Annotated in this window: 12 protein-coding genes; 8 read left to right on the top strand and 4 right to left on the bottom strand. The window is 69.1% G+C overall.

Features of this window, described 5'->3' with window-relative positions:
- The first annotated feature begins 99 nt into the window (after window positions 1–99).
- Window positions 100–1470: a DUF445 domain-containing protein gene (locus ACFYM2_RS19875; RefSeq protein ID WP_359005109.1), complete on the top strand. Its 1371-nt coding sequence runs from the start codon at window positions 100–102 to the stop codon at window positions 1468–1470.
- 277 nt (window positions 1471–1747) lie between these two features.
- Here ACFYM2_RS19875 and ACFYM2_RS19870 read toward each other — a convergent pair whose 3' ends face one another.
- The 4 genes from ACFYM2_RS19870 to ACFYM2_RS19855 all read right to left on the bottom strand — a co-directional run bounded on the left by ACFYM2_RS19870 (window position 1748) and on the right by ACFYM2_RS19855 (window position 7367).
- Entirely contained in the window at window positions 1748–2053 is a 306-nt protein-coding gene (locus ACFYM2_RS19870; RefSeq protein WP_388837681.1) for a hypothetical protein, read from the bottom strand.
- A gap of 89 nt (window positions 2054–2142) precedes the next feature.
- On the bottom strand, window positions 2143–3042 hold the full coding sequence (locus ACFYM2_RS19865) for a restriction endonuclease (protein WP_388837678.1): 900 nt from the start codon (window positions 3040–3042) through the stop codon (window positions 2143–2145).
- Between the two features lie 74 nt (window positions 3043–3116).
- Window positions 3117–6254 carry a DUF3427 domain-containing protein gene (locus ACFYM2_RS19860; protein ID WP_388837675.1) on the bottom strand — a complete coding sequence of 1046 codons (3138 nt, stop codon included), beginning with the start codon at window positions 6252–6254 and terminating at the stop codon, window positions 3117–3119.
- A 93-nt stretch (window positions 6255–6347) separates the two neighbouring features.
- Window positions 6348–7367, bottom strand: coding sequence for an SEC-C domain-containing protein (locus tag ACFYM2_RS19855; protein WP_388837672.1), 1020 nt, complete (start codon window positions 7365–7367; stop codon window positions 6348–6350).
- Between the two features lie 522 nt (window positions 7368–7889).
- On the opposite strand from ACFYM2_RS19855, the gene ACFYM2_RS19850 reads away from it, so the two are divergent.
- From ACFYM2_RS19850 to ACFYM2_RS19820, 7 genes are all read left to right on the top strand, one after another.
- A complete protein-coding gene (locus ACFYM2_RS19850) occupies window positions 7890–8651 on the top strand; it encodes a class E sortase (RefSeq protein ID WP_388837669.1) in 762 nt (253 codons plus the stop codon).
- Between the two features lie 9 nt (window positions 8652–8660).
- The gene (locus ACFYM2_RS19845) at window positions 8661–8918 is read left to right on the top strand and encodes a DUF3311 domain-containing protein (protein WP_388837666.1); all 258 of its coding nucleotides are present in this window, start codon (window positions 8661–8663) and stop codon (window positions 8916–8918) included.
- Window positions 8915–10402: a sodium:solute symporter gene (locus ACFYM2_RS19840; RefSeq protein WP_388837663.1), complete on the top strand. Its 1488-nt coding sequence runs from the start codon at window positions 8915–8917 to the stop codon at window positions 10400–10402. Before ACFYM2_RS19845 ends, ACFYM2_RS19840 begins: the two co-directional genes overlap by 4 nt.
- 130 nt (window positions 10403–10532) lie before the next feature.
- Window positions 10533–10853 (top strand): DUF6412 domain-containing protein, encoded by a 321-nt coding sequence (locus ACFYM2_RS19835; protein ID WP_388455550.1) that lies wholly within the window; start codon window positions 10533–10535, stop codon window positions 10851–10853.
- A gap of 157 nt (window positions 10854–11010) precedes the next feature.
- Window positions 11011–11778: a YidC/Oxa1 family membrane protein insertase gene (locus ACFYM2_RS19830; protein WP_359005155.1), complete on the top strand. Its 768-nt coding sequence runs from the start codon at window positions 11011–11013 to the stop codon at window positions 11776–11778.
- Between the two features lie 134 nt (window positions 11779–11912).
- Window positions 11913–12770, top strand: a complete 858-nt coding sequence (locus tag ACFYM2_RS19825; RefSeq protein ID WP_388837660.1) for a fumarylacetoacetate hydrolase family protein — start codon at window positions 11913–11915, stop codon at window positions 12768–12770.
- A gap of 870 nt (window positions 12771–13640) precedes the next feature.
- A complete protein-coding gene (locus ACFYM2_RS19820) occupies window positions 13641–15182 on the top strand; it encodes a choice-of-anchor A family protein (protein WP_388455545.1) in 1542 nt (513 codons plus the stop codon).
- Window position 15183: the final 1 nt, after the last annotated feature.

Raw genomic sequence — 15183 nt, 5'->3', positions numbered from 1 at the left:
GCGCACCCCGTGAGTACTTCATGTAGAGCACGGCAAGTACGACATGGAGAGCACGACGGCGGGCGGGGAAGGCCGCTTCCGGTGAGAACGGTGGAGCGCATGGAACGTACGGGAACGGGGTCCGAGGAACCCGGCCCCCAGACGCCGGGCGCGGCGGGGGCGGCGGGCACGGCGGCCGGGACCCGGCCGGGCGGGCCCCTCTCCTCAGCCTTCGCGTACACGGCGGCGGACGAGGAGAAGCGCCGGGGCGTGCGCCGGATGAAGGCGACGGCGACCGGCCTGCTGATCCTGGTCGCGGTGGTCTTCGCGCTTGCGACCTGGGCGGACCGTACGGGCGCGGGCGCCTGGGCGGGGTATGTGGCGGCGGCGGCCGAGGCCGGCATGGTGGGCGCGCTGGCGGACTGGTTCGCGGTGACGGCGCTGTTCCGCCGCCCGCTGGGCCTGCCCATTCCGCACACGGCGATCATCCAGAACAAGAAGGACCAGTTCGGCGCGTCCCTGGGCATCTTCGTCGGTGAGAACTTCCTCTCGGCCGCCGTGGTGCGCACGCGCCTGCGCGCGCTGGGGATCGGGCAGCGCCTCGGCACCTGGCTCGCGGAACCCGAGCACGCGGACAGGGTCACGTCGGAACTGGCCACGGCGCTGCGCGGCGCTCTGACGGTGCTGAGGGACGCCGACGTGCAGGCGGTGGTGGGCGAGGCCATCACGCGCCGGGCGGACGCGGCGGAGATCGCGCCGGGCGTGGGCAAGACGCTGGAGCGGATCGTCGCGGACGGCAGCCACCGCAAGGCCGTGGACCTGGTGTGCGTGCGGGCCCACGACTGGCTGGTGCTGCACGGGGACTCGGTGATGGACGCGGTGCAGGGTGGCGCACCCGGCTGGACGCCGCGCTTCGTGGACCGCAAGGTGGGCGAGCGCGTCTACAAGGAACTGCTGCGCTTCGTGACGGAGATGCGCGACATGCCGGCGCATCCGGCGCGCGGCGCCCTGGACCGCTTCCTGGCGGACTTCGCGGCGGACCTCCAGTCGGACACCGAGACGCGGGCGAGGGTGGAACGCTTCAAGTCGGAGATCCTGGCCCGCGCGGAGGTGCAGGACATCATCGCCTCGGCGTGGTCCTCGGTCCGTTCGATGATCATCGCGGCGGCGGAGGACGACCACAGCGAACTGCGCCGGCGCGCGCGGGCGTCCCTGCTCTCCCTCGGCACCCGCCTGACGACGGACCCGCGCCTCCAGTCGAAGCTGGACGGCTGGCTCGAGGACGCGGCGGCGTACGTGGTGTCGACGTACCGCGCGGAGATCACCTCACTGATCACGGACACGGTGGCATCGTGGGACGCGAACGACACGTCCCGCAAAATCGAGGCGAACATCGGCCGCGACCTGCAATTCATCCGGATCAACGGGACGGTGGTGGGTGCGTTGGCGGGGCTGCTGATCTATACGGTGTCGCACGCGGTGGGCGGGTAGCGGGCAGGGGCAGCGGTGGCGGGTTTGGTGCGTGGGCCTGGGGGCGCGGCGCCGGTGTCGTGCGGCGGTGGGCGGGGCGCCGCACCGGCTGGTAGGGCGAGGGGGAGGGCGATGCGCGCCCCGCCGCCGTCTCCTCCCGCCGGGCGCACGACCGGCCTTGCCTGTCCCTGCCGTACGGCCGTGCGCCCGACCACTGGGGGGAGTTGCCCTGAGGTACGCATGGGCAGCGGGCTCCGTTCAACGGTGCTGAAAACAACCCGACGCCGTCGCGTCGGGGCTACGCGGCGGAGTCGCGAGTGACGGCCCAGGACGCCAGCGCGACGGCGCCGGCGACGCCGAACACGGAGGGCCAGGCGCCCACCTTCTTGGCCAGCGGGTGCGACCCGGCGAACGCGGCGACGTAGGCCCCGGTCAGCCCGACGGCCGCCCTGGTCCCGGCCGCCTTCCGCCACTCCCGCGCCGCCCCCGCCCCGGCCGCAGCCAGCACCACCCCACCGAGCGGCCGCCTCTCGGTCCACCGGGCAACCCCATACCCCCCAACGAGCCCGCCGACCGCGACAGCAGTTCCGGAAACCTTCGCCATGGTGTGCCTCCTGAGGTGGGGTGCTTCGAGGCTAACGCGGGGGTGCTGCGGGGCCTGAGCGGGGTCCGGCCGTAGCTGCGGGTATCTGGTTACGGCATGCTCTTCGCATACGTGTCGCCTTCAGGCCAGATCACCTGAGCGGCGACCTCAGCCGCGTGACAGAGCTTAAGAAGGTCGGGTCGGGGCTGGGACGGGAGCAGCAAGGCAATATCTGGTGTGGGCGTTACGAAGCGGCGGTAGTCAAAGAGTTGCCCTATGGCCATACGGATGGCTTCTCGCGTCACGGTGGCTTTAGCTTCGATCAAGAGTTTGTCGGTGACATCATAGAGGTCCGTGTAGAGGTGCTTGACTTCCCCTTCGGGCAATATCTTTTTTCGGGTAACGACGTGCCCTTGTGATTCCAGGTACTGCCGATACGCCTTAACAAGCTTTGCTTCCCGACGATCCGCCTTTCGCGGTTCGCCACTCGGGGTGACCGTCATATGCTCGACGTTGTACTTTTCGACCTCTACATCTTGAACTGCGGTTGACGCTGCGGGGCTGGCTACGAGGTCATCGGTATTCGGGGTTGCATCCACTGGGTGGAGAATGAACATGATGACGGTGCGCGTGTCGCCATCGGCGTCGGGAGCCTCCGCGGTGAACCAGGGCTTTTCCTGGTCGAGCACGAACTGCCCGAGGTTAGCCACCACTCCGTCTTTCGCGGACTCGAAGAGATGGAGGGAACGATTCTGCTGTGCGTGCTGAGCGACCTCGAGGTTGCCCCCAGTCATCTCCTGGTCTCCGTATCGTCCCTCGCCGCAGTAGTGGTAGCACCCGTCTTCACCCCAGCCGTCGTAGTAGCCGTTCTGGCGACCACGTCCGGCGTTCGAGAAGAGGAAGATATAAGGGTGACCTGCGGGGTGGCTAATTCCCTTTTGTCGATTTCCTCCGTACTCGTCATGAATTTCCCCGCGCTTCACCTTCGTGCCTATAGCCGTCAGATCCATAATGGGCCTCCCTGAAATTCAATCATCCGGTTGTGAAAGCGTGTACGGCGTGTCCTATGTGCAACAAGGCGACGTCATCCTGTGGCGATCGCGGCGTACGTTAGGACATCCGCCGGAATCTCGTGAAGAAGCTCCCAGGTGATGGCCATAGGCTTGCTGCCTTCGTGCTTCACGTACTGGGCCGGCCCGAGGAGCATCCACGGCTGGGCCCCGCCGATGTCCGTGTGTTTGTAGCGACGCAGGAAAAGCAGAACGTGACTACCTTCGGCTTGATGATTCTGGTAGCGCTTCCCGGTAGGTGAGGATTTCGACGTCTGGTTCTGGGATTCCCAGTGGAAAAGCTTCTCGCTCAACGCGTAGTCGTGATAACGCGTCTGCGGGGAGAAGTCTTTCTCATCCTTCTCGCGAGTGACGAACAGAGCATCGGTCTTCGTGGACTCGCACCACCTCACTCCCTCGCGGAAGTGGCCTGCCATGAAGCCACCGATGCCCGCCTGCCTTAGTGCCGGGAGAATTTCCTCGCGCGTGTACGAGGCGTGCACCGTGAGCGGTAGATCGGCTTGGTCATCGCCGAGCGGAACAGGGATGTGCTCTGTGCGGGCCAAGTTATACGCCAGCACTTGTCTCAACTCATCGCGCACGGCACGCTGATTAGCCAGGGACGCGAACGCCTCGTCGTAGCTCTCGAAGGTGCCTCCGGTGGGCCAGAGGGAAAAGAAGAGCATTCGGGCGTAACCCTGGGCCTGTGTGCTGAGGTCGTCGTAAGCGGGGGGTTGGTCGTTCAGCATCTGCGAGTACGCGGCCACTCGTTGGGGGTCGTCTACGTGAAGAAAGGACGGGACCCGCTTGAGGAGGGCTGCCTCATCATCGGGAACAGGGTTTGTCAGGAGCTGTGCTCGACGCAGCAAAACCGTCCACGAGTTGCCTCCTCGGTAGATCTCCTTAAGCTCGCGTCCGCTCTCCTCCAGGTAATTGCTAAGGCGCCGCTCTCCGTATGCCGCCACTTCACGAGCCAACACGACCACGTTGACTCCGAGTTGCGACTTGATGTTCTCGATAATAATCCCCTTTGCTTTAGGCTCCAGGATGATCTGGCAGCCGGACGGAAGCTGGGGAAAATCGTGCTCGATGTGGTTGAGAAGGCGCTTCCTGGTCAGGTTAGTGAGCGCGCGGAACTGGTTCTCGAACCGGAACTCCTTGCGATGCTGTCCGATGAAGTCGAGGACGGTCAGCACGGCTTTTCCTTCGCTGCGCCGCAGCCCTCGGCCTAGCTGTTGGAGGAAAACCGTGGCACTGGCGGTGGGACGCAACAGCAGCAACGTGTCTACGTCAGGGATATCAAGTCCCTCGTTGAACAGGTCGACCGAGAAAATGACCTGTAGGTTGCCCGACTTCAGATCGGCCAATGCCTGTTGGCGTTCCAATGACGGCGTCTCACCGGATAGGGCGACGGCGTTCAACCCGGCCCGCTGGAAGTATGCCGCCATGAAACGAGCGTGGGCGACCGAGACGCAGAAGCCGAGGGCTCGCATTGCAGCAGGGTCGGCGACCTTGTCCTCAACGGCCTTGATCACCAGGCGGGCACGAGCATCGTTCCCGGTCAGAACGTTGTTCAGCGATGAGTTGTCGTACGTTCCGCGCTTCCACTCGACAGCGCGCAGATCCGTGTTGTCGCTGATCCCGAAGTAGTGAAAGGGGCTAAGGAGGTCGTTCTCTAGAGCTTCCCAGAGGCGCATCTCGGCCGCGATGCGCCCGCCGAAGAACTCATCATGAATGGTCTTACCGTCCATGCGTTCGGGAGTCGCGGTCAGGCCGAGGAGTTCGACGGGATGGAAATGGTCAAGAATTTTCCGATACGTGGGGGACGTGCCGTGATGAAACTCATCGATCACAATGACGTCGAAGTGATCTGGTGCAAGCCGCTCAAGGGCACGGGTGTTGAGGGACTGGACGCTTGCGAACACATGCGTCCAGCGCTCGGGGATCTCGCCGCTGAAGAGGAGTTCACCGAAGTCTGCGTCAACTAGGACGTCCTGGTAGGTGCGGAGTGACTGTTGCAAAATTTCTTTGCGGTGAGCGACGAACAAGAGTCGAGCGTCGCGTCCTAGCGTGTGACGCAACTGCTTGTAGTCAAGAGCCGCCATCACTGTCTTGCCTGTCCCGGTCGCGGCAACGAGCAGGTTCCGGTGTCGATCGTGGACGGTCCGTTCAACCGCCAGGCGCTCCAGCATGTCGCGCTGGTGTGGGTAGGGCCGTACTTCCAAGCCGGAAAGCTGAAGTGAGGGGCGCCCGTCGTTGAGCGTACGTCCTGAGGCACGCCCCAGTGCTTCATCGAGTCGCGTGCCGTCCCGGGCTGGGTCATACGGCTCGAAGGATGAATCGTTCCAGTACGAATCGAAGGTCGCCTCAAACTTCCGCAGGACGTTGGGGGTGGCGACGGATGACAGTCGCACGTTCCATTCCAAGCCATCTAGGAGGGCCGCCCTAGAGAGATTCGAGCTGCCGACGTACGCCGTGTCGTATCCGCTCTCGCGCCTAAAGAGCCACGCCTTCGCGTGGAGACGCGTCGACCGCAACTCGTAGCTGACGCGTACCTCCGCATTGAACTCCTGCACCAGGCGGTCCAGGGCCCGTCGCTCAGTGGCCCCGATGTAGGTGGTGGTGATGACTCGGATCGGTACGCCCCGGGATCGAGCCGCCTTGAGGGACTGCTCCAGAACTCGCAGACCGTGCCATTTCACAAAGGCACAGAGCAGGTCCACTCGGTCCGCTGTGGCGAGCTCGGTACGAAGCTCAAAGCCCAGGTTCGGATCGTCGGGCGCGTTGGTGATGAGCGCCGTTTCCGAAAGAGGGGTGGCGGGCCGGAGCGCGTAAACGCCTGGCGCCTCCGGCTCGGCGAGAGCCAACAACTGACGTGGTCCATCGTCCACGAGATCCACCCACTGGCGCGCACCATCCAGGGTGCTCATGGATTCCAGGATGTGATTGGCGGCGTGCACGCGCTCTGCGCTCGGCAGTCCATGCAGCACCCGGCGCACCGTCTCAGCGATGTGCCGAGCAAGGACATGCGGCGTCGACTCGCTACCGACCTCCGCTTCAACGGTGCGCCAGCCGTGAGCACTGAGCCCCTTGAGCTGTTGAGTGAGGCGCAGCGTAATGAGCTGCTCGTAGAGGCCAGTTGCTGGTTGCCCGGAGTCGATGGTGTTGGTCACGTGCGCCCCTCCCGTGGATTGTGACCCCTAGTGAAGCAGGGGCCACTGACACTTCGGGGAGAGTGAAGCAGCTTGCCTACGTCCGCCCAGGATTTACTGCACGCCGTGGCAGTCCCCATAGTTGATTTCTGAGCCGCACCAGCAGTCCGCGCCGCGGCTTGGGGGCCAGGGGACTGCTCGGCCTCGGGCGGCCAGGGTGGTGGCGTACTGGGGGAGGAGGTCGGCGTTGGCGGGGGAGGAGGATTCCGAGGCGGCGAAGGCTTCGTAGGAGGGGACCGTGGCTGTTACGACGCCCAGGTTCGGGGTGCCGGCGGCCGCCAGTTCGCGCAGGGACGCCTCGATGTCCAGCAAGTGGGCCGCGTGGGTGGGGTATTCGGACTGGAGCTCGGGATACGCGGTGAGGAGTTCGTCCAGTTCCGGCTCCGGCCAGTGCAGGACCGCGACCGGGAACGGGCGGGACAGGGCAAGGCGGTAGTGGCCCAACTCCGCGCGCAGGCGGGCCAGTTCGGCGCGGAGTTCCGCCGGGTCCTCCGAGCCGAGGGACCACAGGCGCTTCGGGTCGTGGAGTTCGTCCAGGGAGATCGGCGCGGTGTGCAGCTCGTCGGCCAGGGTGTCCCACGTGTCGTGCGGCAGCGCCAGCAGGCGGCGCACCCGGTGCCGGGTGGCGAGCAGGGACTGGGTGCTGTACGGGATGCCCGTGCGGTCCACCGACGCCTCCGCGACGCCCAGCAGGGTCAGCGCGGTGGTCAGCGAGGCGTGGGCCAGGTCGAGTTCGTCGTGGGCCTCCAGCGTCTCGGCGACGATCTCCCAGGCCGCCGGGTCCAGCGGCGCCGCCGCCCGGATGCCGTCGATGATCGCGCGTGCCTCCGGCTCGTGACCGTACTCCCACAGGTTCGCCGCCTTGAACGCCTTCACCAGGTGGGGGTGGTCCACCTTCGCGGACGAGGACAGCAGGCGGTCGTAGAGCGTCGTGGCCCCGGGGCGGTCGCCCGAGAGTTCCAGATGGGCCGCGGCCCGCAGCAGCAGGGGCTCGTGGTCCTCCGGGTACTGGGCCGCGGTGCGCAGCAGACGCTCGGCTTCGGCAGTGTGATCGGCAGGCGTGTCGGGGCGCATGAGGGACACCGTACTGCTGTACGGGGGCTCGACGGAGGGCGCTTCGGAGGCTGGGGGGTGAGTGCGTCACGTCGGGTCCGTCACGTCGGGTCCGTCACGTTCGGGTCCGTCAGCTCCGGCCCGGCACGTTCGGGCTGTCGGGTCGGGTCCCGTCACGTCGGGTTCGTTACCTCGGGCCGCCGCCTCGGGTCGGGTCCGTCGCGTCCGGCCGTTGCGTGGGGCCCGGCACGTTTGGGGCCGTCGCCACGAGCCCTCAGCTCCGGACCGGCATGTTCGGGCCGTCGCGTCGCGGGGCTGGTGGGTTGCGGGTGCGCCACCTACCCTGCGGCCGTGCGCACAGGGATGCCGGTGGTGGCGCGGGGCGGGCGCGGGTGGCGGGTTCGGGTGGCCGCCCGGCGGGGGTGGCGGCGCTGGGCGGGCCGGCGCCGGTGGCGGCGGGTCCGGGTGGACCGGTCCGGGTGGCGGGGGTGCGGGGCGCGGGGGTGGGGGGCGCGGGGGCTGTGGGCCGGGGCCGAGGTCGCCGTGACGCTTGGGCTCGTCGTCCTGCTGCTCGTCGCGCACCAGCTGTGGTGGACCAACCGGGAGGCGCGCGCCGAGGCCGGCCGCACCGTCCGCTCCCTTGAACAGACGTGGAGCGCGGCCGGGCGGGGGCCCGCGGACACCGGGCTCGCGGCGGGGCAGGGGGACGTAAGCGGTCAAGGGGATGCGAACGGGCAGGCGGACGGGACCGGTCAGGGGAGCGCGGGCGGTGGGCACGGGGTGTCCGTCGACCGGGGCGGGCCGGCCACCGGGGTCCAGTCCTCCGGCGTCGGAGGTGGCGGCGCGCCGCGCGGGGACCACGCGTACGCCGTCATCCGGATTCCACGGATCGGCATCACCGCGCCCGTCGCGCAGGGGATCAGCAAGGCCGGCGTCCTGGACAAGGGGTATGTCGGGCACTATCCGGGGAGCGCACAGCCGGGGCAGGCGGGCAACTTCGCGCTCGCCGGGCACCGCAACACCCATGGGGAACCCTTCCGCCACCTCGACAAGCTGGGGGCGGGGGACGAGGTGGTGGTGGAGACGCGGGACGCCGTCTATACGTACGTCGTCGATTCCGTGCTGCCCCAGACCTCGGCGCGCGACGGCGGAACCATAGCGGCCGTTCCCCATAGTGATGTCAAGCCCTCGTACGGGTACAGCACGCCCGGGCACTACCTCACGCTCACCACCTGTACGCCCGAGTTCACCTCCACCTACCGCCTGGTTGTGTGGGGCAAGTTGAGGTCGAGCCGGCCGCGCTAGCGTTCGGGTATGCGTCGTCGTCGATCTCATGTGCTCTGGCTGGGGGTGCCCTACCTGCTCTACCTGGGGGCGCTGCCCTTCGTGAACAAGGTGCGGCCCGTGGTGTTCGGGCTCCCCTTCCTCTTCCTGTGGCTGCTGATCGCGACGCTGCTGACGCCGCTCGCCATCTGGTTCACCTGGCGGGGCGACCGTCGCGCCCGCGCGGCAGCGGCAGCGGCACCGGCGGCGGCAACGAAGCCGACACCGGCGGCGGGAGGCGAGCGATGAGCAGCGCCGCCGTCGCCACGACCATCTTCGGCGCCTTCATGGTCGGCACGGTCGCACTCGGGCTGCTCGCCGTCCGTGGCCGAAGGGCCGAAGGAGGGGGCGGGCTCGCCGAGTGGTCCGTCGGGGGGCGGAGCCTTGGGACCGTGTTCATCTGGGTTCTGATGGCCGGCGAGAGCTACACCAGTTTCAGCTATCTGGGTGCTGCGGGGTGGGGCTACAACTACGGTGCCCCGGTGCTGTACGTCGTCGCCTACATGTCGTGCGGCTACGCCGTGGGGTACGTGGTCGGGCCCCTGCTGTGGGCGTACGCGAAGAAGCACGGCCTGGTGGGGATCACCGACATGGTGGCCCACCGGTACGGGCGGCCCTGGCTGGGGGCGCTGGTCGCGCTGCTCGCCACCGTCTTCCTGCTGCCGTACATCCAGTTGCAGATCACCGGCATGGGCGTGGTCGTCTCGACCATCTCCTACGGCGCGATCTCGCTCAACTGGGCCTATTTCCTTGCCTTCGCGGTGACGACGGGGTTCGTGGTGGTCAGCGGGCTGCGCGGCAGCGCCTGGGTGTCCGTGCTCAAGGACGTGCTCGTCATCGTCACCCTGGCCCTCCTTGCGATCTATGTGCCGCTGCACTATTTCGACGGGTACGGGCACTTCTTCGACCGGATCGTGAACGAGAAGAGCGACTGGCTGACGCTGCCCGGCCATGGCGGGGTGTTCGGGCAGGCGTGGTTCGCCTCGACGACCGTCCTCAACTCCCTGACCGTCGTCATCTTCCCGACCACGGTGGCCGGTTACCTCGGCGCCCGCAGCGCCGACACCCTGCGGCGCAACGCCATGCTGCTGCCCGCCTACAACGTGCTGCTCTTCGTGCCCATGCTGCTCGGCATGGCGGCGGTCTTCGTCGTGCCGGGGCTGGTGGGCGCCGACTCCAACCTCGCGCTCTTCAAACTCGTCGTGGACTCGCTGCCCGCGTGGACCGTCGGGCTCATCGGCGTTGCCGCGGCGCTGTCCTCGATCGTGCCGATGGCGGTGTTCATGCTGGTCATCGGCACGATGTGGGGGCGCAGCGTGCTGGCGCTCGTACCGGGCCTCCGGGTGCGGCAGAAGGCGGCCTCGCAGGTCGTGGTGATCGTCGCGGGGGCGCTGGCGCTGCTCATGACGTACACCGTGCCCAACACTCTCGTACGGCTCTCGCTCATCTCCTACGAGGGGATGGCTCAGCTCCTGCCGCTGCTGCTCTTGGGGCTCGTGTGGCGGAGGGTGACGCTGGTGGGCGGGCTCGCGGGGCTCGCGGTGGGGGTCGGGACGGTCTGCGGGTTCGTGTTCACCGATCACGATCCGGTGTGGGGGGTGAACGCGGGGATCGTCGCGCTCGGCGTCAATCTCGCGGTGACGCTCGCGCTGTCGTACGCGGGGCCGAAGGGGGCGGAGCCGGTGGGCGAGGATGCCCTGGCTCGAGATCCGTTCGACGACGTTCGGGTGTGAGGCGGCCCGCACGGGGCGCTGGCCTGGGCGGGGTGGCCCGGGGCCGTCCCTCAACGGGGCCGCGCCCGGGGGTCGTGTATAACGGGAAGGACATACGCGGCTGAACGAGTGACCGAAGGAGGCGGGCGGCATGAGCGGAGTCATCGCGCGGTGCGCACGCCTCGCCCGGCCCCTGTTCGGCTTCCTCCTGTTCGTGCTCGCCCAGGCCGTCCTCGTCGAGGGCGGCACGCTCTCCGCCGCCGTCGCGCTCGCCGCGACCGCCGCCGTCGGCTCCGCGCTCGCCGTGTGCGCCACGCTCGCCTCGCGCGCGATGCCCGTGGCGCGCACCCGGGTGCGGACCGCGATCCGCGACCGGGAACGGCGTACCGCCTTCCTGCCGCAGCGCGATCCCGACGCCTCCGGGCGGCCCCGGCCCCGAGCGCCCGGCCGTCTCGTCCTGACGGCCGCGTAGGGGCATCCGCATCCCCACCAGCGCTTCCTAGCCTCTTAGCCTCCTGGCTCCTGGCTTCCTGGCGTCGCCCCGCCGGCTCGTCATCGCACGCGCATCCGCACGGCACACCCGTGCGCCCACGTGTCATCCCTGACGAGACGCCCCGGAGGGCTTCCGCATGTTCACGCCCCTTTTCAGCGCTTTCGCGAACCTCACCGAACACCTCGCCGGTCTGCTCGACCCGGTCTTCCACGGTGCGTCGACGGCCGTCGCGATCATGCTTTTCACTGCTTTTGTACGTCTCGCTGTGCACCCCCTGTCGCGGCAGGCAGCGCGGGGTCACAAGGCGCAGACCAGGTTGAAGCCGCAGATCGCCGCGCTGCGGGAGAAACACGGCAAGGACAGCAAGGCACTCCAGAAGGCGGTCATGGAGCTGCACGCCGCCGAGAAGGTGTCGCCGATGTCGGGGTGTCTGCCGGGGCTGCTCCAGATGCCCGCGTTCTTCCTGCTCTACCACCTGTTCTCCAGCACCGACATCGGCGGCAGGGCCAACGGTCTGCTCGACCACACCCTCTTCCAGGCGCCGCTCGGCGGGCACTGGGCGGACGCGCTCGCGCACGGCGGGTTCTTCGGTGCGCGCGGGCTCGTGTATGTCGCGCTGTTCGCGGTCGTCGGGGCCGTGGCCACCTTCAACTACCGGCGGATGAAGCGGCAGATGGCGGCCAGTCCCGTCGTGGCGCCGGGCGGGCAGGACGCGGTGCCGGGGATGGCGGCGATGAGCAAGTTCATGCCGCTGCTGTCCTTCGCCACCCTGTTCACGGTCGCCGTGGTGCCGCTCGCCGCCGCGCTCTACGTCGTGACCAGCACCACCTGGACCGCCGTCGAGCGGGCCTTCCTCTACCAGCACATGCTGCCCGCGCCCGCCGCGCTGACGACCGCCGCCTAGCACGTGCCGCCCTGGTTACGGTCCAGTTTGTGAACGGGGTCTTGCGGAGTGGACGGCTTCCTTGGACGATCGGACGATCCTCCGATGGCCGCTACCCATCGGCCGGGCCCCGCTCGACCATAGGGAGACTGACCATGAAGCTGCTGCGCGTAGGCGACGCCGGTGCGGAACGTCCGGCGCTGCTCGACGCCGACGGGACCCTGCGGGACCTGTCCGGCCTGGTGACGGACATCGACGGCGACCTGCTGGCCGACGAGTTCGCCCTGGACCGGATACGGGCCGCGGCCGGCGCCGGGGTGCTGCCCGCGCTCGCCGATGCCGGGGTGCGCGTCGGGCCGCCGGTGGCGCGGGTCGGGAAGGTCGTGTGCATCGGGCTGAACTACCACGACCACGCCGCCGAGACCGGCGCGGCGACGCCCGCCGAGCCCGTCGTCTTCCTCAAGGCGGCGGACACGGTGGTCGGGCCCGACGACACGGTGCTCGTGCCGCGCGGGTCGGTCAAGACCGACTGGGAGGTCGAGCTTGCCATCGTCGTCGGGCGCACCGCGCGGTATGTGGGCGAGGACGAGGACGCGCTGGCGTACGTCGCCGGGTACGCGGTGTCGCACGACGTGTCCGAGCGGGAGTTCCAGCTGGAGCGCGGCGGCACGTGGGACAAGGGCAAGAACTGCGAGACGTTCAACCCGCTCGGGCCGTGGCTGGTCACCCGGGACGAGGTGCCCGACCCGCAGGCGCTGTCGCTGAGGCTCTGGGTCAACGGCGAGCTCAAGCAGGACGGGTCGACGGCGGGGCAGATCTTCTCCGTGGCGGAGGTCGTGCGGTACGTCAGCCGGTTCATGACGCTGTACCCGGGGGACGTCATCAACACGGGTACGCCTGCGGGGGTGGCCATGGGGCAGGCCGAGCCCAAGCCGTATCTCCGTGAGGGGGACGTGGTGGAGCTTGAGGTGTCCGGGCTTGGGCGGCAGCGGCAGGTGTTGAAGGGGGCGTAGCGCTTCCAGCGGGGTTGGGGGTGGGGGGGGGCTTGGGCCTGCGGCCCTTGCCCTTGCCCACCCGCCCGCCCGTGCGGCCGGGTTGGCGGGTTCGGCCACCTGTGGGTGGCGTGCGTTTCGCCGGCTTCCGGCGGTGGGTGGTCGTGACGCCCGCCTGCGGCGGGCCGGGGTTTCCCACCCGCCCGCCCATGCGGCCGGGTTGGCGGGTTCGGCCACCTGTGGGTGGCGTGCGTTTCGCCGGCTCCCGGCGGTGGGTGGTCGTGGCGCCCGCCTGCGGCGGGCCGGGCTTTCCCACCCGCCCGCCCGTGCGGCCGGGTTGGCGGGTTCGGCCACCTGTGGGTGGCGTGCGTTTCGCCGGCTTCCGGCGGCCGGTGGACGCGGCGCCCGCCTGCGGTGACCTGCCTGCCCGTTCTGCCGGGTTGGCGTAGGCGTCCGCCTGTGGGTGGCGTGCGTCTCGTCGGCTTCCGGCGGCCGGTGATGCGGCGCCCCGCCTGCGGCGGGCCCGAGGCCTCCCCACCGTCCGTGGCGGCCCGGGCTTTCCCACTCGCCTGCCCGTTCCGCCGGGTTGGCACAGGCGGCCACCTGTGGGTGCCGTATGTCTCGTCGGCGCCCCGCCCCGGTGGTCGCGGCGCCGCCCGTAGTGATCCCACCCTGCGCCGGATGGGGCGCCTCCGTGCGTGTCTCAGGGGATACGCGTGGCAAATTTCGCATATTGCGTAAATGCGAAATGCGGCAGGAATTCGGAAAAGGGCGGCCACTGCCTCGGCCGTTGTCGTGGGGGCGTCCGTCGTCGTCGGGGCCCTGGCCACGCTCGGGGTCGCCGATCCGTTGCCCGACGGGCTCGGGCCCTGCAAAGGGAGCAACTGTCCGGTGGTCTACCCCGATCACAACAACGGGCCGCTCGCCGGGCGGGACAACAACATCAACATCTTCGTCGGCGGGGACTTCCTGGTGCGGCAGGCCGCCGCCGAGGCCGAGGGAAAGGTCGTCGTCCTCGGCAACTTCGACCAGCACAAGGCGGCCGGCGTCTCCCAGGTCTACAACGTCGGCGTCGCCGGGGTCGGCTCCCGCGTGCCGCCGGACAACGGCACCGACTTCCTGACCACCGGCAAGGACGTCACCGTCGCCCCCGGTCAACGCCTCCTCGCCGAAGAGGGGTCCACCTTCGGCGTCGTACGCCACGGCGGGGCGCTCAGCGGCACCGTCCGGCCCCGGGCCGTGCAGGACGACGACGCGGCCGCCCCGTACGCCCGGCTCAGGCCGAGCCTCGCCGCGGCCAGCCACTGTTACGCCTACGTGGACGGCAAGCCCAGGCCCGCCACCGGCACCGCGCGCAACAACGGCAACGAGACGCTGTTCACCGGCGACGGCACGTCCGCGATCCAGGTGTTCAACGTCGACTTCGACCTCATCTCCTCGGGCGGCGGCGCGCAAGGGTACTTGTTCACCGGAATCCCCGCCGGGGCCACCGTCCTGGTCAACCTCACCGGTGAGGCGCGCGAGATCAACACGTACATGGGTACGCTCCCGCCCGCTCTGCGCGACCGGTTGCTGTGGAACTTCCCCGACGCCGGGACGGTCCGGCTGCGCGGCAGCGGGCAGTTCTCCGGCAGCGTTCTGGTCGGCAACGCCGACAGCACCACCACGGTCACGCTGCCCGGCGTCAACGGGCGTTTCTTCACGGTTGGTTCGCTCGTCCACACCTCCGTGGTGGGGGGTGGGGGCGGGCAGGAGTTCCACGCCTATCCCTTCAACGGGGACCTGCCCAGCTGCCGGGGCGAGGAGCCGGAGCCCTCACCGACCCCGCCCACCCCGACGCCCACGCCGGAGCCCCCAACTCCCACGCCGGAGCCCCCCACTCCGACCCCCGAACCTCCTACGCCAACTCCCGAACCCCCGACTCCGACCCCCGAGCCGCCCACTCCCACCCCCGAGCCGCCGACTCCAACCCCGAGCCCCACGGACTCCGAGGAGACGACCACCGGCGGAACCACGGGTGGCACCACCGGTGGCACCACGGGTGGTGACTCCGGTGGCACGACGGGTGGTGACTCCGGTGGCACGAACGGCGGCGACACCGGCGGAACCACGGGTGGTGACTCCGGCGGAACCACGGGTGGTGACTCCGGCGGCACGAACGGCGGCGACACCGGCGGAACCACCGGCGGCGACACCGGTGGCACGAACGGCGGGGACTCCGGCGGCACCACCGGTGGGGATTCCGGTGGGCATTCCGGCGGCAGCGACTCCGGCGGGTACGGCACGGACGGCGGGAGCAACGGCGGCGGTGAGCTCCCCGACACCGGTACGCCCTCCGACACGATGGTCCTGTACGGCGGACTCGCCGTGGCCCTCGTCGCGGCCGGCGGCGTCACCTACGTCGTGACCCGCAAGCCCAAGGGTTTGGGTTAGG

Origin of the sequence: Streptomyces sp. NPDC006711 (assembly GCF_042869775.1) — a bacterium.
Classification (GTDB): Bacteria; Actinomycetota; Actinomycetes; order Streptomycetales; family Streptomycetaceae; genus Streptomyces.
The sequence above is the reverse complement of the archived record's forward strand: the minus strand, read 5'-3'. Positions and strand labels throughout refer to the sequence as shown.